A 24,166-nucleotide genomic window follows, 5' to 3' on the forward strand; every position below is an offset into this window, starting at 1 on the left:
GCTCACAGCCCCTTCGGCGGCACGAGTTGCAGGTAGATCCCGGTGAGCACCAGGTTGATCAGGAACAGCAGCAGGAACGTGATCACCACGGCCTGGTTGACCGCGTCGCCCACGCCCTTCGGCCCGCCGGACGGGTTGAGACCGCGGTAGGCCGCGACCACGCCGGCCACGAACCCGTACAGCAGCGCTTTGAACTCGCTGATCCACAGGTCCGGCAGCTGCGCGAGCGCGTTGAAGCTGGCCAGGTAGGCGCCGGGGGTCCCGCCCTGCAGGATCACGTTGAAGAAGTAGCCGCCGAGCACGCCGACGACGCTGACCATGCCGTTGAGCAGCAGCGATACCAGCATCGCGCCGGCCACTCGGGGCACGATCAGCCGGTGGATCGGAGAGACGCCCAGCACCTCCAGCGCGTCGATCTCCTCGCGGATGGTGCGCGCACCGATGTCCGCGCACACCGCCGAGCCGCCCGCCCCGGCCACCAGCAGGGCGGTGATCAGCGGGCTGGCCTGCTGGAGGATGGCCAGCGCGCTGGCGGCGCCGGTGAACGACTGCGCCCCGATCTGCTGGGTCAGCGACCCGAGCTGCATGGCGATGACGGCGCCGAACGGGATCGCCACCATCGCGGTCGGCAGGATCGTCACGCTGGCGAAGAACCACGCCTGCTGGACGGCCTCCCGCACCTGGAAGGGGCGCCGCGGCATGGTCCGCAGCACCTCCCAGCCCAACGTGGCCATCCGCCCGACCTGGACGAACGCACCCGCCCCAGCACTCCGCACCGCCACCAGCACACCTCCCGATCCACGTCGATCCGAGGCCTTCACCTGCTCCGGTCCAGTCCCGGAGCACCGGATTCCCGCAATTTCAATGGAAATCGCGTGGGGGTCACCCCTCCGGGGATTCGGCCCCGGAGGAGGAACTCCCGGTCACCCTCCCGCTCAAGCGAGCGAGTGCGTTGCCGTCGCACCGCCGTCGGCGACGAACTCCGCGCCGGTGCAGTAAGAGCTCTCGTCGCTGGCCAGGAACACCACCAGGTCCGCGACCTCCGAAGCCTGACCGACGCGGCCGAGGGCGACCCGCTTGCCGACGTGGTCCATCGGGACCGGGCCGCCCGCGGCGTCGGAGACCATCTGGGTGTCGATCACCCCGGGGTGCACCGAGTTGACCCGGATGCCGTGCTTGCCCAGCTCCATCGCGGCGACCTTGGTCATGCCGCGGATGGCGAACTTGCTCGCCGAGTACGCCACCAGCAGCGGCATCCCGCCGATTCCCTCCACCGAGGACACGTTGATGATCGAGCCGCCGCCGTCGGACATCGCCGGGATCACCTCCCGCATGCCCAGGAAGGTGCCGATCTGGTTGATCCGGATCACCCGCTCGTAGTCGGCCAGGCTCGTGTCGGCCAGCTCCGACAGGTGGAGGACCCCTGCGTTGTTGACCAGCACGTCGATCCGGCCCAGCTCGCCCGCGGTGCGCACCGCGTCGACCCAGTCGTCCTCGGAGGACACGTCCAGGTGCTGGTAGACCGCGGCCGATCCGAGCTCCTCGACCAGCTCCTTGCCCTGCTCGTCGGCCACGTCGCCGACCAGCACCCGCGCGCCTTCGGCGACGAACCGCCGCGCGGCCGCTGCGCCCTGCCCCCGCGCGCCACCGGTGACGATCGCGACCTTGCCCGCCAGCCTCACCTCACATCAGCTCCTCTGTCAGCGGCAGCAGGACGGTCTTGAGCTCGGTGTAGGCCTCGTAGGCGGAACGCCCGCCTTCGCGGCCGATCCCGGACTGCTTGTAGCCGCCGAAGGGCAGGTGCGGCTCCACCTGGAACCCGTTGATGCCGACCGTTCCGCAGCGGATCCGCTTGGCCACCCGGAACGCCCGCTGCACGTCCTTGGTGTACACCCCGGCGCCGAGCCCGTACTCGGTGTCGTTGGCCAGCCGCACCGCTTCGTCCTCGTCGTCGAAGGGCACCACCGTCAGCACCGGGCCGAAGATCTCCTGCTGCGCGATGGTCATCGAGTTGGCCACGTCCGCGAAGATGGTCGGCTGCACGAAGTTCCCGGCGCTGAGGTCGCCGTCGGCGCGCCCGCCGCCGGTGACCAGCCGGGCGCCTTCCTGCTGGCCCTGCTCGATGAAGCCGAGCACCCGGTCCAGCTGCCGCTGGTTGATCAGCGGGCTGGAGAGCACGCCGGGATCGAACGGGTCGCCGTAGGTCACCGAGCCGGCGATCATCTCCGCCGCGCCGACGAACTCGTCGTAGGCGTCGCGGTGCACCAGCGCCCTGGTCGTGGCCACGCACGCCTGCCCGGACAACCCGAGGGTGACCATGCCCATCGCGGTCATGCCTGCCAAACCGACGTCGCCGTCCGGGAACACGATCGCCGGGCTCTTGCCGCCGAGCTCCAGCGACACCCGCTTCATGGTGCCCGCCGAGGCCTCGACGACCCGCCGCCCCACTTCGCGGCTGCCGGTGAAGCTGACCTTGTCCACCTGCGGGTGGGTGATCAGCGCTTCACCGGTCGGATCACCGGGTCCGGTCACGACGTTGACCACGCCGTCCGGGATTCCGGCCTCCTGCAGCAGTTCCACCATCCGCAGCACGCAGAACGTCGCGTACTCCGACGGCTTGATCACCACGGTGCAGCCGGCGGCCAGCGCGGGAGCGATCTTCTGCGCGAACAGCAGGAACGGCGCGTTCCACGGCAGCACCGCGGCCACCACGCCGATCGGTTCGCGCAGCGTCATCGCCAGGTGGTCGCCACCCTGGTACGGCGGGAACGTCTCGCCGCCTGCCTTGTCGATCCACCCGGCGTGGTGGTCGAAGACGTCGGCGGCCACGTCGACCGAACCCGCGTAGACGGTGGCGAACGACAGCGGCACGCTGTTGTCCAGCGCCTGCCGCGCCCGCAGGTCGGCGGCGTTGTCCCGGAGCAGGTCCGCGCACCGGCGCAGCAGCCGGGAGCGCTCCCCCACCCGCATCGTCGGCCACGGGCTCTCGTCGAACGCGCGGCGCGCGGCGCGCACCGCTTCGTCGACGTCCTCGACGTCGGCGACGGCGATCTCGCCGATGGTCTCGCCGGTCGCCGGGTGGTGGTGGGTCCAGGTGCGGCCCGCGCGGGCCTGCCGCCACTGGCCGTCGACCAGCAGCAATCCGTCCTTGAGCCCAGCAGCGTCGCGGTGCTGCTGCACGGTCAGCGCCATCGGAAGTCCTCCCTGCACAGCGGGTTCGGCGTGGATGGTCTAGGGGAGCGAGAGCAGTTCCGCGGCGGCGAAGTTCCGCTCCGGATCTCTCTCGGCGAAGTAGGACCCGACGGTGTCGGCGAGCTCGTCTTCGGTCCACAGTGGTCCGCTGGTGTCGAAGCGCTGCTCGACGACCGGCGCGGCCATGAGCGCGATCATCCCGCTGTGCACGACGAACACCTGCCCGCTGATCCGCTCCGCAGCCGGCGAAGCCAGGTAGGCGACCAGCGGTGCGACGTGGTCCGTCGACAGCGGGTCGACGCCGTCCTCCGGCGCCGGGCCGAACACTTCCTCGGTCATCGCCGTCCGGGCTCGCGGGCAGATCGCGTTCGCGCGCACGCCCATGCGGGCGAGGGCACGCGCGCTGGACACCGTCAGCGCGGCGATCCCGGCTTTGGCCGCCGCGTAGTTCGGCTGCGCCGCGGCACCGAGCAGGAAGGCCTCCGAGGCGGTGTTGATCACGCTGCCGTAGGTCTTCCCGTCCTGCTTGTACTGGTCGCGCCAGAACGCGGCGGCGTTGCGGGACAACAAGAAGTGGCCGCGCAGGTGGACGCGGATCACGTCGTCCCACTCCTGATCGGTCATCTTGAACAGCATCCGGTCGCGCAGCACACCGGCGTTGTTCACCACCACGTGCAGTCCGCCGAATCGTTGCACCGCGGTGGACACCAGTTCCTGCGCGGTCTCACCGGCCGAGACGTCGCCGAGCACCGCGGCCGCTTTGCCGCCGATCTCCTCGATCTCGGCGACCACGTCCGATGCGCGTTCGGCGACGTCGTTGACCACCACGTCGGCTCCGGCCCGGGCCAGCGCCAGCGCTTCCGCGCGCCCCAGCCCGGCACCGGCACCGGTGACGACTGCGACCTTGCCTTCCAGACTCCGCACCACCACTCCTCGCTTCGTCGTGCGTCCGCGTTCCGCGCAGCCGCGGATCCGGGACGGGGGTTCTCAGTCGAAGGTCACGATCTGGCGGATCAGCGCGCTGCCCTGCTCCTGCAGGGCGGCCAGTCCGTCGTTGATCTCGTCCAGCCCGATCCGGCGGGAGATCATGCCGTCCAGGTCGAGGCGTCCGGCGCGCCAGAGGTCCACCATCCGCGCCGTGTCGCGCCGCGGATCGACCGAACCGTAGAAGGACGGCAGGATCTTCTTCTCGTTGATGAACAGTTCTTGAGCGTTGAACTCGACCGTCTCCTCGGGACCGCCCGTGCCGACGACGACCACGCTGCCGCCGCGCCGGGTCGCGTCGTAGGCCGCGCGGATCGTGCCCGCCTGGCCGACGACCTCGATGGCGTAGTCGAACCCGCGACCGCCGGTGACTTCGTGCTTCACGTCCTCCAAGCCTTCCGGCGTGGTGGCGCGCGTGGCGCCGAACCGCTTTGCCGCGGCGTGCTTCTCGACCACCGGGTCCACCGCGACGATCTGCGCCGCACCGGCCAGCCGAGCCCCCTGGAGCACCGAGATCCCCACCCCACCGCAGCCGATGACGGCCACAGTGGACCCCGGCTCGACCTTCGCGGTGTTGAGCACCGCACCGACCCCGGTGAGCACGCCGCACCCGATCAGCGCGGCGATCTCGAAGGGGACGTCCTGGTCGACCTTGATCGCGCCGGCGCTGGGCACCACGACTTCTTCCGCGAACGCCCCGCACCCGCCGAACCCGTAGGCCGGTCGGCCGCCGATCTCGAAGCGCGGCGTGACGAAGGCCGCTACGGTGTGCACCTCGCAGAGGTGCGGCTGTCCGCCCAGGCAGTACGCGCAGCGCCCGCACGGCGGCACGAACGAGAGCACCACCCGGTCACCGGGCCGCAGTTCGGTCACCCGGCTGCCGACCTCCAGCACCTCACCAGCGCCTTCGTGTCCCATCACGCCTGGTGCCAGCGCGGGCAGCGCGCCGCTCATCGCGGACACATCGCTGTGGCAGACCCCGGCGGCCTTGATGCGCACGCGCACCTCGTCCGGCCCGGGGGTGGTGGTGGCGACGTCCTCGCGCACGTCCAGCCCGCCATCACCGATCTGCTCGAGCACCGCTGCCTTCACCAGCCGGTCACCTCACCGCGATAGCCGAGGACTGTAACTCGCACAACAGTAGAACGTGTTCTTTCACAGTGGCAAGGCTCATGGGAAAAACCCTAGAAAAAACGGTTTTCCGCACGTCTCATAACGTGCAACTGGTTCTAACTGGTCCCATTCGGAACATCTGCTCAGCTGCTCAACGACCCATTGGTGCGAGCGTGACTGCTCCGTTCGGCGCGATTTCGCTCCGCCACCGCACCGTAGAACCAGTTTCCGCACGCCGATCCGCGAGCGACACCCGGTCCCACTACTGATGTGTCGACCTGGCACCCCTCTCCGGCTTATGGTTGTTGAAACATGTTCCACACGCTCCCGATCGCAGGAGGGGTGCATGCGCATCGCCTACACGCCCGAGCAGGAGCAGCTGCGCGAAGAGCTGCGCGACTACTTCGGCAAGCTCATGACTCCCGAGATCCGCGCGGAACTGGCCGCGCACGGCGACTACGGCGACGGCGCGGCCTACCGCGAAGTGGTCCGGCAGATGGGTGCCGACGGGTGGCTCGCGCTGGGCTGGCCCACCGAGTACGGCGGCCAGGACCGCAGCACGCTGGACCAGCTGATCTTCACCGACGAGGCGGCGATCGCCGGTGCCCCGGTCCCGTTCCTGACGCTCAACAGCATCGCGCCGACGATCATGCGGTACGGCACCCCGGAGCAGAAAGCGCACTACCTGCCCAAGATCGCCGGCGGCGAGATCCACTTCGCGATCGGCTACTCCGAGCCGGAAGCCGGCACCGACCTGGCCTCGCTGCGCACGACGGCTGACCGCGACGGCGGGGACTACGTGGTCAACGGGCAGAAGATGTGGACCAGCCTGATCCAGTACGCCGACTACGTGTGGCTGGCCTGCCGGACCGACCGCGAGGCCAAGAAGCACCGCGGGCTGAGCATCCTGATCGTGCCCACCGACTCCCCCGGCTTCTCCTGGACACCGGTGCACACCGTCGCCGGGCCGACCACCAGCGCGACCTACTACCAGGACGTGCGGGTGCCCGCGTCCGCGCTGGTGGGCAACGAGAACGAGGGCTGGCCGCTGATCACCAACCAGCTCAACCACGAGCGCGTGGCACTCACCTCGGCCGCCCCGCTGCGGTCCGCGCTGGACGAAGTGCTGGACTGGGCGCGGGAAACCCGGCTCACCGACGGGCGCCGGGTGATCGACCAGGAGTGGGTGCGCCACCACCTGGCCCGCGCGCACGCCGGGGCGGAGTTCCTCAAGCTGGTCAACTGGAAGATCGCCACCACCATCGAGCAGCAGCCCGCCCCGGCGACCGCGTCCGCGACGAAGGTCTTCGGCACCGAGTTCGCCACCGAGGCCTACCGCCTGCTGATGGAGGTCCTCGGCAGCGCGGCACACGTCCGCCAGGGCTCCCCCGGCTCGGCCCTGCGCGGCCGCATCGAACGCATGCACCGCTCCTCGCTGATCCTCACCTTCGGCGGCGGGACCAACGAGGTGCAGCGCGACATCGTCGCCGCAGTGGGCCTCGGCCTCCCACCCGCCAAGCGCTGACCCGGGCACGACCCGACTTCGAAGGAGGACTTGTGGACTTCGCACTGACCGAGGCGCAGGACGACCTGGCCGAACTCGCCCGGAAGATCCTCGACGACCACGTCACCAACGAGCGGTTGCGCGAGGTGGAGCGCGGCGAGGACCGCTTCGACCGTGCACTGTGGACACAACTGGCGACCGCTGACGTGCTCTCCGCCGGGCTGCCGGAAACCGTCGGAGGCGGCGGGTTCGGCCTGCTGGAGCAGTGCAGCGTGCTGATCGAACTCGGTCGCGCCGTCGCTCCAGCACCCTACCTGAGCTCGATCACCACTGCCGCGTCCGCCATCGCCCAGTTCGGCACGGACCAGCAGAAACGCACCTGGGCGGCGCCGGCGGCCCGGGGCGAGCTGGTGCTCACCGCCGCGCTGGTCGAGGAGCACAACCCGAATCCGGCCGTTCCGTCCTGCCGCGCCGAACGCCAGGACGGCGCATGGGTGCTCAGCGGCAGCAAGACCGGTGTCCCGGCTGGCACGATCGCCGATCTCGTCCTGGTCCCGGCGTGGACCCCGGACGGCCCGCGGGTGTTCCTGGTCGGATCGGGCCAGCTGAGCCCGCAGCGCCAGCGCATCGTGGACTCCGACAGCGAAGCCCGGCTGGACCTCGACGGGGTCCGGGTCGACGACGACCACGTCCTGCACGATCGCTCGGTGCTGGACTGGCTGCTCGCCCGCGCCACCGTCGGGGTGTGCGCGCACCAGGTCGGCGTCATCTCCCGAGCCCTGGAGCTGACCAGCGAGTACGCCCGCGAGCGGGTGCAGTTCGGGCGGCCGATCGGGAGCTTCCAAGCGGTCGCCCAGCGGCTCGCCGACGCGTTCATCGACGTCGAAGCGGCCCGGCTGACGCTGTGGCAGGCCGCGTGGCGCCTGGACGAAGGACTGCCGTGCGAGGCGGAGCTGGCCACCGCGAAGTTCTGGGCGGCGGACGCCGGGCACCGGGTCGCGCACACCGCGGTCCACGTGCACGGCGGTGTCGGCATCGACCTCGACCACCCGCTGCACCGCTACTTCGTGGCGGCCAAGCGCAACGAGTTCGCCCTCGGTGGCGCGGCGGTGCAGCTCGGTCGGCTCGGCGACGCCTTGGCGGGTTGACATGACACCGACCGTGACCGAACTCCTGCTGAACCGCACCAAGGACGAGCACTGCGGCCTGCGCTTCGAAGACCGCTCGTGGTCATGGGCCGAGGTCGTGCGCACCAGTGCGCAGTACGCTTCGCTGCTGCGCTCCCTGCGCGGCCCAGGCCCGTTCCACGTCGGGGTGCTGCTCGGCAACGTCCCTGAGTTCGCCTTCCTGCTCGGCGGCGCGGCCCTCTCCGGCGCGGTGCTGGTCGGGTTGAACCCGACGCGGCGCGGCGAGGCGCTGGCCCGCGACGTGCGGTTGACCGACTGCCAGGTGATCCTCACCGACTCGGCGCACGCCGACCTGCTCGCGGGCCTGGACCTGGGCGTTCCGGTCCTGCTGGTCGACACTCCCCCGTGGTCGGCCCTGCTCGCCGAGCACGCCGGGGCCGAGATCGCCCCGGTCGCGACCGATCCCGACGACCTGCTGGTGCTGGTGTTCACCTCCGGCACCGGCGGCGACCCGAAAGCGGTCCGCTGCACGCACGGCAAGATCGCCTTCCCCGGCCGGATGCTGGCCGACCGCTTCGAGCTGACCAGCGACGACGTGGCGTACGTGGCGATGCCGCTGTTCCACTCCAACGCCCTGATGGCGGGCTGGGCGGTCGGCTTGGCCGCCGGCGCGACCATCGCCCTGCGCCGCCGCTTCTCGGCATCCGGTTTCCTTCCCGACGTGCGGGAGTTCGGCGTCACCTACGCCAACTACGTGGGCAAACCGCTCTCCCACGTGCTCGCCACCGCACCGCGGCCGGACGACGCGGACAACCCGCTGCGCGTGGTCTACGGCAACGAGGCCAACGAGCAGGACGTGCGGCGCTTCGCCGAGCGGTTCGGCTGCCGGGTGGTCGACGGGTTCGGCTCCACCGAGGGCGGCATCGCGATCCCCCGCACCCCGGACACCCCGCCGGGCGCGCTCGGCCGCCTCCCGGACGGCGTGGCGGTGCTGGACCCGGACACCGGAAATCCCTGCGCCACAGCGGAGTTCTCCGCCGAAGGACAGCTGCTCAACCCCGGCGAAGCCATCGGCGAGCTGGTCAACACCACCGGTTCCGGCTGGTTCGCCGGCTACTACAACGCCCCGGACGCCGACGCGGACCGGATGCGCCACGGCATGTACTGGAGCGGCGACCTGGCCTACCTGGACGCCGAAGGCTTCTGCCACTTCGCAGGCCGCACCGCCGACTGGCTCCGCGTCGACGGCGAGAACCTCGCCACCGCCCCGATCGAACGAATCCTGCTGCGCCACCCGGAGATCCGCGAAGCGGCGGTCTACGCGGTCCCGGATCCGAAGACCGGCGACCAGGTGATGGCCACCCTGGTCACCACCCCCGCCTTCACCCCGGCCGAGCTTGCAGACTTCCTCGCCGAGCAACCGGACCTGGGCCCCAAGCAGTGGCCCCGCTACATCCGCCTAGCGACCGATCTCCCGCGCACGGCCACCCACAAGATCCTCAAACGCCACCTGATGGCCGAAGCCCTCAACACCCAGGACCCGGTCTACCACCGCGAGGACTCCACCTACGTCCCCCGGCCCTAACCCCACCGACTCCCGCAGAACGACCTGCTGCGCCAACGGAAACCGGACACCGACCCCCGCTGGAACACCAGAACTCATCTCACCCGCCGGTGGGACAGGTCCCGACACGCCGGTGGTCCGCAGTTTCAATTGAAACTGCAATTCCCAGGCACGGCGGATCACAGTTTCAATTGAAACTGCGGTTCCACGGACCACCGGAGCGCAGGCATCAGGACCGGGGTGGGTGACACCCCGGTCCCGATCGCTCAGCGGAGGTCGTTGAGACCGGTGATGGTCTTGTCGAGCTCGGCCAGCAGGTCGGCCATGACGTCCGCGACCGGTCGGACCTCGTTCATCCGGCCCACGATCTGCCCCACCGGCATCGACACCACCGACGGGTCCTCGGCCCGCATGATGCGCTGGTGGGCCTCGCTGACCAGGATGTTCTGCAGCGGCATCGGCAGCGGATCGGGCGCACCGTCCACCGCCCACGCATCGGTCCACCGGGTCTTGAGCAGCCGAGCCGGTTTGCCGGTGTAGATCCGGGAGCGCACCGTGTCGCTCGACCCGGCCGCCAGCAGTGCCTGCTGCGTCACCGAGTTGCCCGGGATCTGCTGGTACTCGACGGTCGTCAGCCAGTACGACCCCATCCACGCACCGCTGGCGCCGAGCGCGAGCGCCGCCGCGACCTGCCGTCCGGACCCGATGCCGCCGGCCGCCAGCACCGGAACCCGGTCGCCGACCGCGTCGACGACCTCCGGCACCAGCACCATGCTGGCGATCTCACCGGTGTGCCCACCGGCCTCGTGCCCCTGCGCCACGACGATGTCCACGCCGTTGTCCACGTGCCGCACCGCGTGCTCGGCCTTGCCCGCCAGCGCCGCCACCAGGACGTCGTGCTGGTGCGCCTGCTCGATGACGTCCACCGGCGGTGAGCCCAGCGCGTTGGCGATCAGCCGCACCGGGTGCCGCAGCGCGACGTCCACGTGCGACCGGGCCACCGAGTGCAGCCAGCCCAGCACGCCTTCCCGCTGCTGCTCGTCGGCGGGCAGCTCCGGTACGCCCAGCTCGTCGAGGGTGCGCCGGACGAAATCCCGGTGCTCCGGCGGGATGTACTCCGCCAGGTCCACCGCGGCGCCCTCGGTGGGGATCTTCGCCGGCATCACCACGTCCACCCCGTAGGGCTTGCCGCCGGTGTTGGCGTCCATCCAGTCCAGCGCCGCGTCCAGCTCGTCGGGGTCGTTGAACCGCACGCAGCCCAGCACCCCGAGCCCGCCGGCCCGGCTGATCGCCGCCGCGACGTGCTCGGACGGCGTGAACCCGACGATCGGGTGCTCGATGCCCAGGGTGTCGCACAGTGTCGTTCGCATTGATCGGTCCTCTCGAGATCCGGCGCGCTCCGGGCACCGGCGGGGACGCAAATTCCATTGAAATCGAAGGTCCGATTTCAATGGAATTTGCGGGATGTCCGGCGCGGCTCAGCCCGGAGCCGTGCGGTTCGCGGGCTCTCGCACCTCCGTCGGCGGGTGCGCCTCGGTGTGCTTCTTCGCCCAGGTGTAGTCGGGTTTTCCGCTGGGTGAGCGGGTGATCTCGTCGACCAGCCACAAGCTGCGCGGCACCTTGTACCCGGCGATCCGCTCCCGCGCGTGCGCGTCGATGTCGGCCAGCCGGGCCACTGCTCCCGGTCTCGGCTGCACGACCGCCGCGACGCGCTGGCCCAGCCGCTCGTCCGGCACGCCGACGACCAGCACGTCGAAGACGTCCGGATGCGACTTCAGCGCGGCCTCCACCTCTTCCGGGAAGACCTTCTCCCCGCCGGTGTTGATCGACACCGAACCGCGGCCCAGCATCGTCACCGTGCCGTCGTCCTCGATCCGGGCGTAGTCGCCGGGCACCACGTAGCGCGTGCCGTCGATCTCGACGAACACCTTCCGCGACTTCACCTCGTCCTTGTAGTAGCCCAGCGGCACGTGCCCGCTGCGCGCCAACCACCCGACCTCGCCGACCTCGGCGAAGGTCCCGTCGTCGCGGATGACCCTCGTGGAGGCGTCGGCGTTGACCCGCGGGCCACCGGACTGCTCGGTGTCGCGGGAGACCACACCGATGCCGCTGAACCCGGTCTCGGAGGATCCGATCGAGTCGGTGATGACCACGTTCGGCAGCTCGTCGAGGTACTGCCGCTGCACCGACGGCGAGAACAGCGCCGCACTGCTGGAGATCGCCAGCAGCGAGGAGGCGTCGTAGTCGCCGTCGCGGTAGGCCTCGATCAGCGGCCGGGCCATCGCGTCGCCGACGATCGCCAGCACGTGGACCTTCTCGCGTTCGATGGTCCGCCACACCTCGTGCGCGTCGAACTGCGGCACGAACACCACCGCGCTGCACGCGAAGAGGTTGCCGAAGCTCGCCCACTGCGCGGCACCGTGGATGAACGGCGCGGCCGGCAGGCGGACCAGGCCGCCGCTGTCGGCCCCGGCGCGCGCCTGCTGCCACTCGTCCTGCATCGCTTCACCGGTCATGAAGTCGATGCCGCCGCCGAGCACCCGCCAGACGTCCTCGTGGCGCCACATGACGCCCTTCGGCATGCCGGTGGTACCGCCGGTGTAGAGCAGGTACAGGTCGTCCGCGCTGCGCTCCGGGAAGTCCCGTTCACCGGACTGCCCGGACAGCGCGGATTCGTACTCGGTCCCGTCGTGCTCGAGGTCCGTTCCGTCCTCGATGACGAGGACTTCGCGCAGGCCCGGGAATTCCGGGCGGATCTGCGCGACGTTGTCGCTGTAGCGGCGTTCGTGCACCAGCGCCGCCAGGTCGGCGTTGTCGAAGATGTAGCGGAGTTCCGCCGGCACGTAGCGGTAGTTGATGTTGATCGGTACGGCGCGGATCTTGTAGGCGGCCAGCATGGCCTCCAGCGCCTCGATCCCGTTGCGCGAGTAGATCCCGATGTGCGAGCCGCGCCCGAGTCCACGAGCGGTGTAGTGGTGCGCCAGCTGGTTGGCCCGCTCGTCCAGCTGCGCGAAGGTGAACCGTCGCTCGCCGCAGATCACGGCGACGCGATCTGGCACCAGATCGACGGCGTGCTCGAAAAGATCTGCGATGTTGTACGCCACCCTGAAGAAAGTAGAACGTGTTATCGTCCGGGGCAAGAACCCGTTGGGCCCAACCGGATTTCACCGGCAGTATCGGGCTCCTTGGACGATCCAGATCCGGTTTCCCCTTGACACAAGGAAATCCGCCAAGTGGAAGGTTCCCCCATGACGTCGAGCACCGAGGTCGTCGAACAACCCCACTGCCTGCTCGAGCGCCGCGGCCCGGTGCTCGTGGTGACGATGAACCGCCCCGAAGCCCGCAACGCGCTGTCCGGCCCGATGATGCAGATCATGCGGGAGGCCTGGGACGAAGTGGACCGCAACGACGAGATCCGCGCCTGCATCCTCACCGGCGCGGGCGGCGCGTTCTGCGCGGGCGCGGACCTCAAGGCGATGACGCAGTCCCACCCCGGCGACACCACCCGGGGCATGGACATGTCCGTCATCGAACCGCTGCTCAAGGGCCGCCGCCTGACCAAACCGCTGATCGCCGCGGTGGAAGGCCCGGCGATCGCGGGCGGCACGGAGATCCTGCAAGCGACCGACATCCGGGTGGCCGGCGAAAGCGCCCGCTTCGGCGTCTCAGAAGCCCGCTGGGGGCTGTTCCCCCTGGGTGGCTCAGCGGTCCGCCTGCCCCGCCAGATCCCCTACACCGTGGCCGCGGACATCCTCCTCACCGGCAGGCACGTCCGCGCCGCCGAGGCCAAGGAGATCGGCCTGATCGGGCACGTGGTCCCGGACGGCCAAGCCCTCGCCAAAGCCCTGGAGCTGGCCGACCTGATCGCCGCCAACGGCCCCCTGGCGGTCCGGGCGATCCTCCGCACGATCCGCGAAACCGAAGGCATGCCGGAGAACGAGGCGTTCGAAGTGGACGCCCGCCTGGGCGTGGAGGTCTTCACCAGCGAAGACGCCAAGGAAGGCCCCCGAGCCTTCGCCGAGAAGCGAACCCCCCACTTCCGCGCCCGCTGACCTCCCCGCCGAACGGCACCCGATCGTGGACCGCAGTTTCAATTGAAACTGGGGTCCACCGGCGTGTCCGGCACCCGACACGCCGACACGTGTCGGCAACCGGCCTGTTCCGTGGCGGAGGTCCGCAATTTCAATGGAATTCGAACCTCGAAATTCCATTGAAATTGCGGATCACCCGGTCACGACCGGACGCCGGTGGGCGGGGGAGCGGTGCTCGATGGGTTCAGATCGCGCGGTCGTGGTCTTCCCAGTAGGGGGCTCGGAGCTTGCGCTTGTAGAGCTTGCCGTTGGGGTCCCTGGGGAGCTCTTCGGCGAAGTCGATGGTCCGGGGGGTTTTGAACTTCGCCAGGCGGTCGCGGGCGTAGGCCAGCAGCTCCTCGGCCAGATCGTCGCCGGGGTGCGCGCCTTCGGCGGGCTGGACCACGGCTTTGACCTCTTCCCCCCAGTCCTCGTTGGGGACCCCGAACACCGCCACGTCGGCGACCTTCGGGTGCACCGACAGGGCGTTCTCCACCTCCGCCGGGTAGATGTTCACCCCGCCCGAGATGATCATGTCGCTCTTGCGGTCGCACAGGTACAGGTAGCCGTCCGCGTCCAGGTAGCCGACGTCGCCGAGGGTGAACAGGTCCCCGACGCGCGCCTGCTCGGTCTTGCGGGCGTCCCGGTGGTACTCGAAGCTCGAGCCGCCCATCCGCATGTACACCGTGCCGATCTCGTCCGGTGGCAGCTCCGCGCCGTCGTCGCCGAGGACCTTGACCGTCGAGCCCGGCCACGGCTTGCCGACCGATCCCGGTTTGTCCAGCCACTCGGCCGCGCCGATCGCCGTGCCACCGCCTTCGGTAGCCGCGTAGTACTCGATCACGACCGGCCCCCACCACTCCAGCATCGCCCGCTTGACCTCCTGCGGGCACGGCGCGGCGCCGTGGATCGCCGCGCGCAGCGACGACACGTCGTAGCGCTGCCGGACCTCGGGCGGCAGCGCCAGGAGCCGGTGGAACTGGGTGGGCACCATGTGCGTGTGGGTCACCCGGTACCGCTCGATCAGCCGCAGCATCTCGGCCGGATCCCAGCGGTCCATCAGCACCGCGGTATGTCCTAATTGGATGGAGTGGGTGACGAAGTTGAGCACCGCGGTGTGGTAGAGCGGCGAGCCGCACAGGTGCACGTGCCCGTCGAAGGGCTTGATCCCGAAGATGCCGAAGAACCACGTCGCTGCGGCCGGCACCACATCGGGATCGGCTCCGGTCAGCGGCCGCCTGACGCCCTTAGGACGACCGGTGGTCCCGGAGGTGTAGAGCATCGGAGAGCCCATGGTGCGGACGTCCGGGCGCTTCGGTGGCTCTTGCGCACCGAGCTGGGACAACTGCTGGAATCCCGGGATCTCCCCGACCGCGAAGCGCGCCGAACCCGGGAGCCCGCAGCGCGCCGCAGCGTCGGAAGCCGCTGCGCTGAACCGCTCATGAGCGATGAACGCCTTCGCACCGCTGTCCTCGATCAGGTAGGACACCTCGGCGCCGACCAGGTGCCAGTTCACCGTGACCGCGTACAGCCCGCACTGCATCGCGGCGAAGTAGGCGGCCAGCAGATCCGGCCCGTTGGGCAGCATCAGCACGACGCTGTCACCCACGTCGAGCCCCATGCTCTGCAACCCGCGGCCGTACCGGTCCGCGGCAGCGGCGAGTTCTCCGTAGGTGAGCTCACCGCCATCAGGGGCGATCACGGCAACCCGGTTCGGCTCCTGCTCTGCGATCTTCCACAGCCCGATGTCGGACACGGCGAACTCCTGTCAACGACGACGCGGAAATCGGAAACTCAACAAATCTAGAACCTGTTCCACACGGCGGGCAAGCCCCACATCCATCCACATAGGACTCAATCCGCACCAGGAAGACCGAGAGCCGCGGCGATGTCGCGGATGTGGTCGGTGCTGCGGCATCCGACGAGGAGGGTGTCCACTCCGGACTTCTCCCACTCCACCACCCGGCTCCGCACGGTCTCCGCGTCGCCGATGATCGCGATGTCGTCGACCATCTCGTCCGGCACCGCGGCCGCCGCCTCGTCCCGCCGGCCCTCGCCGAACAGGCGCAGCACGTCGTCCACGACCTCGTCGTAGTCCATCCGGCGGAACAGCTCGGCGTGGAAGTTCATCCCCGGCGCACCCATCCCGCCGATGTAGAGCGCGAGCGAGGGCTTCAGCTTCGCCCGTTCGGCGGCCGGATCGTCGGTCACCACCACCTGGCAGCTCGCGGCGACCTCGAAGTCCGCGCGGCCGCGGCGAGCGCCCGGCCGGGCGAAGCCCTCCCCCAGCCAGTCCTCGTACATCCCGGCGACGCGCGGCGAGAAGTAGACCGCGATCCACCCATCGGCGATCTCAGCCGTCTGCGCCACATTGCGCGGACCTTCCGCACCGAGCCAGATCGGCAGGTCGGCGCGCAGCGGATGGGTGATCGGCCGCAGCGATTTGCCCAGCCCGATCGAGCCCGGCCCGTCGTAGGGCAGCCGGTAGTGCGGCCCGTCGTTGCGCACCGGAGCCTCGCGGGCCAGCACCTGGCGCACGATCGAGACGTATTCCCGAGTCCGCGCAAGGGGTTTCGCGAAGGGAGTGCCGTACCAGCCCTCCACCACCTGCGGTCCGGACACCCCGAGCCCGAGCACGCACCGACCACCCGAGAGGTGGTCCAGGGTCAGCGCGTGCATCGCGCACGAAGCCGGGGTGCGCGCGGCGACCTGCGCCACGGACGTACCCAGCCGCACGCGACTGGTCCGCGATCCCCACCAGGCCAGCGGGGTGAAGGCGTCCGAACCCCAGGACTCCGCGGCGAAGACCGAGTCGAACCCGGTGCGGTCGGCTTCGAGAACGAGTTCCTCCGCGTTCGGCGGCGGCGCCGCGCCCCAGTAACCGAGCTGAAGTCCGATTCTCATCAGCGATCCTCCTCGTCCCGACGGATCCACCGGTTCCCATCCTGCCCGCATGTTGCCCCAAAATCGAGAACATGTTTCACTTCAGTTCGTGACTGGGCTCTCCGAACCACTCAGCGCACCGCTCGAAGTCGGCTTCGACTACACCCGCTCCCTGGGACCGGTCCACCGCCGGTTCGCCACCGAACTGCGCGGCCGCCGCATCGTCGGCGTGCGCGGCAGCGACGGCCGGGTCCACGTGCCCCCCGTCGAGTACGACCCCGACACCGCCGCCGCGCTCGACGAGTTCGTCCAGGTCGGCACCAGCGGCACGGTGCTGAGCTGGTCGTGGATGCCGCAGCCGATCGAAGGCCAGCCCCTGCAGCACCCGTTCGCCTGGGCGTTCGTGCTGCTCGACGGCGCCGACACCCCGATGCTGCACGCGGTGGACGTCGGTTCGCCCGACGCCATCCGCACCGGCATGCGGGTCCAGGTCCGCTGGTCGGCCGAGCGCGGCAACGGGATCCGCGACATCGCCTGCTTCGAGCCGGTCGGCGACTCCCCCGCCGCGCCCGAGGAGGATCCCGAACCGGTCACCATGATCACCTCGCCGGTGCACCTGCACTACCAGCACTCGGCCTCCCCCGAGGAGAGCCGCTACCTGCGCGGGCTCGCCGAGGGCAGGCTGCTCGGCCAGCGCTGCCCGGAGTGCGGGAAGGTCTACATCCCGCCGCGCGGCGCCTGCCCGACCGACGGCGTGCCCACCGAGGAAGAGGTGGAGCTGCCCGACACCGGGACCGTGACGACGTTCTGCATCGTCAACGTGCCGTTCCTGGGCCAGCGCATCAAGCCGCCGTACGTGTCGGCCTACGTCCTGCTCGACGGCTCCGACATCCCCTTCCTCCACCTGGTGCTGGGCTGCGCCGCCGACGAAGTCCGCATGGGCATGCGGGTCCGCGCGGAGTGGAAACCGCGCGAGGAGTGGAACTACACGCTCCAGAACATCGACCACTTCCGCCCCACCGGCGAGCCCGACGCCCCCTTCGAGACCTACTCCCAACACCTCTAGCCCGCCGAGGAGTTCACCGTGGAAGACGTAGCCGTCGTCGGGTTCGCGCAGGCACCGAACGTGCGCGCCACCCACGGCACCACCAACGGGGTCGAGATGCTGGTCCCGATCTTCCGGGACGTCCTCACCAGCACCGGGCTGCGCACCGAGGACATCGGGTTCTGGTGCTCCGGTTCGTCGGACTACCTGGCGGGCCGGGCGTTCTCGTTCATCGCGGCGGTCGACGCCATCGGCGCGTTCCCCCCGATCAACGAATCGCACGTGGAGATGGACGCCGCCTGGGCGCTGTACGAGGCGTGGGTGAAGATCCGCACCGGCGAGGTCGACACCGCGCTGGTCTACGGCTTCGGCAAGTCCTCGGCCGGTGACCTGCGCCGGACGCTCGCCCTGCAGCTCGACCCGTACACCGCCGCGCCGCTGTGGCCCGACTCGGTGAGCATCGCCGGCCTGCAGGCCCGCCTGGGCCTGGACTCCGGCGCGTGGACCGAACGGGACATGGCCGAAGTCGCCGCCCGCAGCCGGGCCTCCGCCGGACCGGACGCGCAGCGCTCGGGCCAGGTCGACGTCGAAGACCTGCTGGCCCAGCCCCACATCGCGGATCCGCTGCGCGAGCATGACTGCGCACCGATCACCGACGGCGCCTCCGTGGTCGTGCTCGCGAGCGCCGAACGGGCCCGGGAGCTGCACGAACGTCCGGCGTGGATCACCGGGTTGGAGCACCGGATCGAGTCCGGCAGCCTCGGTGCCCGCGACTTGCTCCGGTCGCCGTCGACCACCGCCGCGGCCCGAGCGGCCGACGTCGGCGACGTCGAGCTCGCCGAACTGCACGCACCGTTCACCCACCAGGAAATCCTGCTGCGCCGTGCCATCGGGCTCGGCGACGACGTGGCGATCAACCCGTCCGGCGGCCCGCTGTGCGGCAATCCGATGTTCGCCGCGGGACTGGCGCGCATCGGCGAAGCCGCTTCCCGCGTGATGTCCGGTACCGCGACGCGGGTGCTGGCGCACGCCACCAGCGGGCCCGCGCTGCAGCAGAACCTGGTCTGCGTGATGGAGGGAAGGTCCTGATGGGCAAGCGGTTGGCGGCGGTCATCGGGACCGGCCAGACGCACCACACCAGCAAGCGCCTCGACGTCTCGATCGCCGGGCTGTGCCGGGAAGCCGCCGAGCGCGCGCTGGCCGATGCCGGCCTGGACTGGCCGGACGTCGACGCCGTCGTGGTCGGCAAGGCCCCCGACCTGTTCGAGGGCGTGATGATGCCCGAGCTGCACCTCGCGGATTCCCTCGGTGCGACGGGGAAACCGATGATCCGCGTGCACACCGCTGGATCGGTCGGCGGCTCGACGGCCAACGTGGCGGCGAGCCTGGTGCAGGGCGGGGTGCACCGGCGGGTGCTCGCGGTGGCCTTCGAGAAGCAGTCCGAGTCCAACGCGATGTGGGCGCTGTCGATCCTGCCGCCGTTCAACATGCCGGTCGGCGCGGGCGCCGGCGGTTACTTCGCGCCGCACGTGCGCTCCTACATCCGCCGCTCCGGCGCGCCTGAGCACATCGGCGCGATGGTGGCGGCCAAAGACCGCCGCAACGGCGCGCGCAACCCGTACGCGCACCTCAAGCAGAGCGACATCACCATGGAATCGGTGCTGGCCTCGCAGGTCCTGTGGGATCCGATCCGCTACGACGAGACCTGCCCGTCCTCCGACGGTGCGTGCGCGGTGGTCATCGGCGACGAGAGCGCCGCCGGGCAGTCCGCGGCGTGGATCCACGCGACGGCGATGCGCACCGAACCGACCACCTTCGCCGGGCGCGACCAGGTGAACCCGCAGGCCGGGCGGGACGCGGCGGCAGCGCTGTGGCGGGAGGCCGGGATCGGCGACCCGCTGTCCGAAGTGGACGCCGCGGAGATCTACGTGCCGTTCTCCTGGTTCGAGCCGATGTGGCTGGAGAACCTCGGTTTCGCCGCCGAAGGCCAGGGCTGGAAGCTCACCGAAGCAGGCGAGACCGCGCTGGACGGGCGACTGCCGGTGAACCCCTCCGGCGGCGTGCTGTCGTCCAACCCGATCGGCGCCTCCGGCATGCTGCGGTTCGCCGAGGCGGCGATGCAGGTCACCGGCAAAGCAGGCGAGCACCAGGTGGACGGCGCGCGCACCGCGCTCGGCCACGCCTACGGCGGTGGCTCGCAGTACTTCTCGATGTGGGTGGTCGGCGCCCGGAAACCGGGGGAACGATGAAGTTCACGATGTCGGTGGCGATGAGCCCGCTGGACCAGCTCACCGAGCTGGCCCGCACCGCGGAGGAATGCGGCTTCGCCGCCATCGCCCTGCCCGATTCGCTGTTCTACTCCGAAAAGGTCTCCGCGGCCTACCCGTACACGCCGGACGGCTCGCGGATGTGGGACGCCGAAACCCCTTGGGCGGACCCGCTGATCGCGGCCGCGGCGATGGGTGCGGCCACTTCGCGGATCCGCTTCTACACCTCGGTCCTCAAGCTGGGGCCGCGCAATCCGGTGCTGCTGGCACGACAGCTGGCGTCGGTCGCGGTGCTCACCGGCGACCGCTTCGGCCTGGGCATCGGGCTCGGGTGGGCGCCGGAGGAGTTCGAGTGGTGCGGCGCGCCGTACGCCAAGCGCGGTGCGCGCGTGGACGAGGCCATCGAGGTGCTGCGGCTGATCCTCGGCGGCGGGATGGTCGAGCACCACGGCGAGTTCTTCGACTTCGACCGCCTGCAGATGAGTCCGGCGCCGGCCAGCCCGGTGCCGATCTACATCGGCGGGCACACCGAGGCCGCGCTGCGGCGAGCAGCCCGGATCGGCGACGGCTGGGCGTCGGCGATGATGACGCTGGACGAGCTGCGCAGCACGATCGACCGCCTCACCGAGCTGCGCGCGTCCTACGACCGTTCGGACGCGCCGTTCGAGATCCAGGCGGTGTGCGTGGACCGCTTCGGCGCGTCCGGCTACCGCGAGCAGGCCGAGATCGGCGTGACGGACGCGATCGTGGTCCCCTGGCTGTTCGACGGCCACGGCTTCGACGCCGACCTGAGCGCCAAGCAGGACTCGATCCGGAAGTTCGCCGACGAAGTCCTCAGCCAGTTCTGAGGCGTTCGACCGGGAGCAGCGGCGCGAAAGCCCGGTTCCGCGGGAACCGCCCGGGATTCTTGCACTGCTCGGAAGTCACACCACCTGATCGGAGGATGGCATGGTCGAGGGCGTGCACTGGTCGGCCAGCACCGAGCCGCACCCGGCTCGCGATGCGGCGCTGAAGTCGATGAGCGCGGTGACCCGCGGCGCGAAGGACGAGTGGGTGGCGCTGTTCGCGCCGGACGGCGTGGTGGAGGACCCGGTCGGCCCGTCGATCTTCGACCCGGAGGGCTGCGGTCACCACGGCCACGACGGCATCGCGGCGTTCTGGGACCTCGCGATCGCCCAGGCCGACCGCATCGAGTTCCACGTCCACGACTCGTTCGCGGCGGGCCGCGAGGTCGCCAACGTCGGCTGCATCTCGACGTTCCTCCCCGACGGCAGCACCATGGACGCCGAAGGCGTCTTCGTCTACCACGTCGACGAATCAGGCCTGATCCGCTCCATGCGAGCCTTCTGGGAGTTCGACCGAGCCGTGAAAACCCTCCGCCCGGCCGACTGACCCCCGATCGGACCCCGAGTTCCGCAGTTTCAATTGAAACTGTGATCCGCCGTGCCTGGGATCCGCAGTTTCAATTGAAACTGCGGTCCCCCGGTGTGCCGGCCCCGGCGTGTCGGACACCGACACGCCGACGGATGTGGACGACCCGTCCGGCCTGGGGAGAAGTTCCGCAAATTCAATGGAAATCGGAGGTCCGATTTCCATTGAATTTCGATCAGACGACCGCAGCGGCGAAGCACGACCGGCACCGCCGCGGGTTCTCAGACGTCGCCTGGCGAGGACAGCCCGTTCGCCGTGCATTGGACAACGGGATCCCGCAGCCAAGCGGCGTCTGAGGTTCCGCCACCCGCACCGCCGCGCGAGACGAGGATGGAAACCGCCGCTGGTCGGGTCAGGAGTACTGGACCTGGACTTCTTTGATGCCGTTGAGCCAGCCTGAGCGGAGGCGGCGGGGTTCGCCGACGCGCTGGATGTTCGGCATGTGGTCGGCGATCGCGTTGAAGATCAGGTCGATCTCCAGGCGGGCCAGGTTCGCGCCGAGGCAGAAGTGGGCGCCGGTACCGCCGAAGCCGACGTGCGGGTTCGGGTCGCGGGTGATGTCGAAGCGCTCCGGCTCGTCGAAGACATCCGGGTCGAAGTTCGCCGAGCTGTAGAACAGCCCCACCCGCTGGCCCTCCTTGATCCGCACCCCGCCGAGCTCGGTGTCGGTCAGCGCGGTGCGCTGGAACGACACCACCGGGGTCGCCCAGCGGACGATCTCGTCGGCGGTGGTCTTCGGCCGCTGCTCCTTGTACAGCTCCCACTGGTCCGGGTTGTCCATGAAGGCCAGCATCCCGTGGGTGATCGCGTTGCGGGTGGTCTCGTTGCCGGCCACCGCCAGCAGGATCGCGAAGAAGCCGAACTCGTCGGAGGTCAGCGCGCTGCCGTCGACGTCGGCGTGCACGAGCTTGGTCACGATGTCGTCCATCGGGCAGCCGCGCCGCTCCTCGGCCATGCCGCTGAAGTAGCCGAGGATCTCGGCCGCCGCGACCTCGGGGTCGACGCCGTACTCCGGGTCGTCGTAGCCGATCATCTGGTTGGACCAGTCGAAGATCTCCTTGCGGTGGTCCTGCGGCACGCCGAGCAGTTCGGCGATCGCCTGCAGCGGCAGCTCGCAGGCCACGTCGGTGACGAAGTCGCCGCTGCCGTTCGCGCGGGCCTCGGTGACGATGCGCTGCGCCCGGTCCTTCAGCGCCGCTTCCAGGGTCTTGATCGCGCGTGGCGTGAAGCCGCGCTGGACGATCTGGCGCACCTTGGTGTGCTGCGGCGGGTCCATGTTGAGCATGATGAACCGCTGCAACTCGATCTGCTCGCGGGTCATGCTGTCGTTGAACCGGATGATCGCGGTGTTCTCCCGGGTCGAGAAGACGTCGGAGCGCCGGGAGACCTCCTTGACGTCGGCGTGCTTGCTGACCACCCAGAAGCCGCCGTCGTCGAAACCACCGCACCTGTTGGGCTGGTCGTTCCACCACACCGGCGCGGTGTTGCGGAGCTCGGCGAACTCGGCCAGCGGTAGCCGTTCGGCGAGCAGATCGGGATCGGTGAAGTCGAAGCCCTCCGGAATGCGCGGTGCGACCACGGCTACCTCCTACGCGGGGAATCCGATCAAGAAATGAAACGAGTTCTACGCCAGAAAAGCACATCGTCAGCGCTCAGTAAACCCCTGTAACTCACCCCGGATCGAGCAAGATTACGAAACTTCGCGCAATCCCTCCGGAGAGCTTGTCGAACAATAGGAACATGTTCTAATTTTGATCGACAATGCTGTTCGAAGGGAGGACCAGGTGGGCAACCCGGTGATCGTGGACGCCGTCCGCACCCCGATCGGCAAGCGCCGAGGCGCGCTCTCCGGACTGCACGCGGCCGAGATCCTCGGCGCGGCACAACGCGGCCTGCTCGAACGCGCCGGTGTCGACGGCGCCGACGTGGACCAGGCGATCGGCGGCTGCGTGACCCAGGCCGGCGAGCAGTCGAACAACGTCACCCGCACCGCGTGGCTGCACTCCGGCCTGCCGCACCACGTCGGCTGCACCACGGTCGACGCCCAGTGCGGTTCGGCGCAGCAGGCCACCCACCTGATCGCCGGGCTGATCGCGGCGGACGCGGTGCGCGTCGGGATCTCGTGCGGTGTCGAGGCGATGAGCCGGGTCCCGCTGCGCAGCAACCTCGGCGTGGACGTCGGGATGCCGCGGCCGGATTCGTGGGACATCGACCTGCCGAACCAGTACGAGGCCGCCGACCGGATCGCGGCCCGCCGCGGCCTGACCCGCGAGGACATCGACGCCTTCGGCCTGCGCTCCCAGGACCGCGCCGCCGCGGCCTGGCGGGAAGGGCGGTTCGACCGCGAGATCGTGCCGGTGCAGGTCCCCGGCGGTGATCCGGTCACCCGCGACGGAGGTCTGCGCGACACCAGCATGGAGGCCCTCGGCGGGCTGAAACCCGTTCTCGCGGACGGGATGCACACGGCGGGCACGTCCTCGCAGATCTCCGACGGCGCTGCCGCGGTGCTGCTGGCCGACGCCGACCGCGCGGCCGAGCTCGGGCTCCGACCCCGCGCCCGCATCGTCGCGCAGTGCCTGGTGGGCGGCGAACCGTACTACCACCTGGACGGCCCGGTGCAGGCCACGCAGCGGGTGCTGGAACTCAGCGGGATGAAGATCGGCGACATCGACCTGTTCGAGGTGAACGAGGCGTTCGCCTCGGTGGTGCTGTCGTGGGCCGCGGTGCACGAACCGGACATGGACCGGGTCAACGTCAACGGCGGCGCCATCGCCCTCGGCCACCCCGTCGGCAGCACCGGCGCCCGGCTGATCACCACGGCCCTGCACGAACTCGAGCGCCGCGACGCCACCACGGCCCTGATCACCATGTGCGCGGGCGGTGCACTGGCCACCGCCACCATCATCGAGCGCCTGCGCTGAGTCACCGTGAGCACTTTGGGCTGCTCCAGCGACCCAAAGTGCTCACGGGACCCGGCGAGCCAGGC

General features: G+C 69.9%; 20 protein-coding genes. 10 read left to right on the top strand and 10 right to left on the bottom strand.

Annotated elements, in window-relative coordinates:
• Positions 1-2 precede the first annotated feature (2 nt).
• The 5 genes from OU415_RS23340 to OU415_RS23360 all read right to left on the bottom strand — a co-directional run bounded on the left by OU415_RS23340 (position 3) and on the right by OU415_RS23360 (position 5,268).
• Positions 3-734: an MlaE family ABC transporter permease gene (locus OU415_RS23340; protein WP_270951264.1), complete on the bottom strand. Its 732-nt coding sequence runs from the start codon at positions 732-734 to the stop codon at positions 3-5.
• Positions 735-935: 201 nt separating this feature from the next.
• A complete protein-coding gene (locus OU415_RS23345; RefSeq protein ID WP_270951235.1) occupies positions 936-1,682 on the bottom strand; it encodes a glucose 1-dehydrogenase in 747 nt (248 codons plus the stop codon).
• A 1-nt stretch (position 1,683) separates the two neighbouring features.
• A complete protein-coding gene (locus OU415_RS23350; RefSeq protein ID WP_270951236.1) occupies positions 1,684-3,192 on the bottom strand; it encodes an aldehyde dehydrogenase family protein in 1,509 nt (502 codons plus the stop codon).
• A gap of 39 nt (positions 3,193-3,231) precedes the next feature.
• Entirely contained in the window at positions 3,232-4,119 is an 888-nt protein-coding gene (locus tag OU415_RS23355) for a 3-oxoacyl-ACP reductase (protein ID WP_270951237.1), read from the bottom strand.
• 60 nt (positions 4,120-4,179) lie between these two features.
• The gene (locus tag OU415_RS23360) at positions 4,180-5,268 is read right to left on the bottom strand and encodes a Zn-dependent alcohol dehydrogenase (protein ID WP_270951238.1); all 1,089 of its coding nucleotides are present in this window, start codon (positions 5,266-5,268) and stop codon (positions 4,180-4,182) included.
• A 367-nt stretch (positions 5,269-5,635) separates the two neighbouring features.
• Here OU415_RS23360 and OU415_RS23365 point away from each other — a divergent pair, with 367 nt between their 5' ends.
• Genes OU415_RS23365 through OU415_RS23375 form a run of 3 tightly spaced genes read left to right on the top strand, consistent with a single transcriptional unit; the run spans position 5,636 to position 9,505 of the window.
• Entirely contained in the window at positions 5,636-6,814 is a 1,179-nt protein-coding gene (locus OU415_RS23365; protein ID WP_270951239.1) for an acyl-CoA dehydrogenase family protein, read from the top strand.
• A gap of 32 nt (positions 6,815-6,846) precedes the next feature.
• On the top strand, positions 6,847-7,941 hold the full coding sequence (locus OU415_RS23370; RefSeq protein WP_270951240.1) for an acyl-CoA dehydrogenase family protein: 1,095 nt from the start codon (positions 6,847-6,849) through the stop codon (positions 7,939-7,941).
• A gap of 1 nt (position 7,942) precedes the next feature.
• Positions 7,943-9,505, top strand: coding sequence for a long-chain-fatty-acid--CoA ligase (locus tag OU415_RS23375; protein ID WP_270951241.1), 1,563 nt, complete (start codon positions 7,943-7,945; stop codon positions 9,503-9,505).
• A 245-nt stretch (positions 9,506-9,750) separates the two neighbouring features.
• On the opposite strand, the gene OU415_RS23380 is transcribed toward OU415_RS23375, so the two are convergent.
• Together OU415_RS23380 and OU415_RS23385 are read right to left on the bottom strand one after the other, a co-directional pair.
• On the bottom strand, positions 9,751-10,854 hold the full coding sequence (locus OU415_RS23380) for an NAD(P)H-dependent flavin oxidoreductase (protein WP_270951242.1): 1,104 nt from the start codon (positions 10,852-10,854) through the stop codon (positions 9,751-9,753).
• Between the two features lie 108 nt (positions 10,855-10,962).
• Positions 10,963-12,588 carry an acyl-CoA synthetase gene (locus OU415_RS23385; protein WP_270951243.1) on the bottom strand — a complete coding sequence of 542 codons (1,626 nt, stop codon included), beginning with the start codon at positions 12,586-12,588 and terminating at the stop codon, positions 10,963-10,965.
• Between the two features lie 144 nt (positions 12,589-12,732).
• On the opposite strand from OU415_RS23385, the gene OU415_RS23390 reads away from it, so the two are divergent.
• The gene (locus OU415_RS23390; protein WP_270951244.1) at positions 12,733-13,536 is read left to right on the top strand and encodes a crotonase/enoyl-CoA hydratase family protein; all 804 of its coding nucleotides are present in this window, start codon (positions 12,733-12,735) and stop codon (positions 13,534-13,536) included.
• Between the two features lie 223 nt (positions 13,537-13,759).
• On the opposite strand, the gene OU415_RS23395 is transcribed toward OU415_RS23390, so the two are convergent.
• Together OU415_RS23395 and OU415_RS23400 are read right to left on the bottom strand one after the other, a co-directional pair.
• The gene (locus OU415_RS23395; RefSeq protein ID WP_270951245.1) at positions 13,760-15,310 is read right to left on the bottom strand and encodes an acyl-CoA synthetase; all 1,551 of its coding nucleotides are present in this window, start codon (positions 15,308-15,310) and stop codon (positions 13,760-13,762) included.
• 98 nt (positions 15,311-15,408) lie between these two features.
• Positions 15,409-16,458, bottom strand: a complete 1,050-nt coding sequence (locus OU415_RS23400) for an LLM class F420-dependent oxidoreductase (protein ID WP_270951246.1) — start codon at positions 16,456-16,458, stop codon at positions 15,409-15,411.
• Between the two features lie 49 nt (positions 16,459-16,507).
• On the opposite strand from OU415_RS23400, the gene OU415_RS23405 reads away from it, so the two are divergent.
• From OU415_RS23405 to OU415_RS23425, 5 genes are all read left to right on the top strand, one after another.
• Positions 16,508-17,503, top strand: a complete 996-nt coding sequence (locus OU415_RS23405; protein WP_408641896.1) for a Zn-ribbon domain-containing OB-fold protein — start codon at positions 16,508-16,510, stop codon at positions 17,501-17,503.
• Between the two features lie 18 nt (positions 17,504-17,521).
• Positions 17,522-18,571 carry a thiolase domain-containing protein gene (locus tag OU415_RS23410; protein ID WP_270951248.1) on the top strand — a complete coding sequence of 350 codons (1,050 nt, stop codon included), beginning with the start codon at positions 17,522-17,524 and terminating at the stop codon, positions 18,569-18,571.
• The gene (locus OU415_RS23415) at positions 18,571-19,731 is read left to right on the top strand and encodes a thiolase domain-containing protein (protein WP_270951249.1); all 1,161 of its coding nucleotides are present in this window, start codon (positions 18,571-18,573) and stop codon (positions 19,729-19,731) included. The genes OU415_RS23410 and OU415_RS23415 overlap by 1 nt, the downstream gene beginning before the upstream one ends.
• On the top strand, positions 19,728-20,597 hold the full coding sequence (locus OU415_RS23420; protein WP_270951250.1) for a TIGR03619 family F420-dependent LLM class oxidoreductase: 870 nt from the start codon (positions 19,728-19,730) through the stop codon (positions 20,595-20,597). Before OU415_RS23415 ends, OU415_RS23420 begins: the two co-directional genes overlap by 4 nt.
• 100 nt (positions 20,598-20,697) lie before the next feature.
• Positions 20,698-21,141, top strand: a complete 444-nt coding sequence (locus tag OU415_RS23425) for a nuclear transport factor 2 family protein (RefSeq protein WP_270951251.1) — start codon at positions 20,698-20,700, stop codon at positions 21,139-21,141.
• 391 nt (positions 21,142-21,532) lie between these two features.
• Here OU415_RS23425 and OU415_RS23430 read toward each other — a convergent pair whose 3' ends face one another.
• On the bottom strand, positions 21,533-22,759 hold the full coding sequence (locus tag OU415_RS23430) for a cytochrome P450 (RefSeq protein WP_270951252.1): 1,227 nt from the start codon (positions 22,757-22,759) through the stop codon (positions 21,533-21,535).
• Between the two features lie 205 nt (positions 22,760-22,964).
• Between OU415_RS23430 and OU415_RS23435 the strand changes: the two genes are divergently transcribed.
• A complete protein-coding gene (locus OU415_RS23435; protein WP_270951253.1) occupies positions 22,965-24,101 on the top strand; it encodes a steroid 3-ketoacyl-CoA thiolase in 1,137 nt (378 codons plus the stop codon).
• Positions 24,102-24,166: the final 65 nt, after the last annotated feature.

Origin of the sequence: Saccharopolyspora oryzae (assembly GCF_027853915.1) — a bacterium.
Taxonomy (GTDB): Bacteria; Actinomycetota; Actinomycetes; order Mycobacteriales; family Pseudonocardiaceae; genus Saccharopolyspora; species Saccharopolyspora oryzae.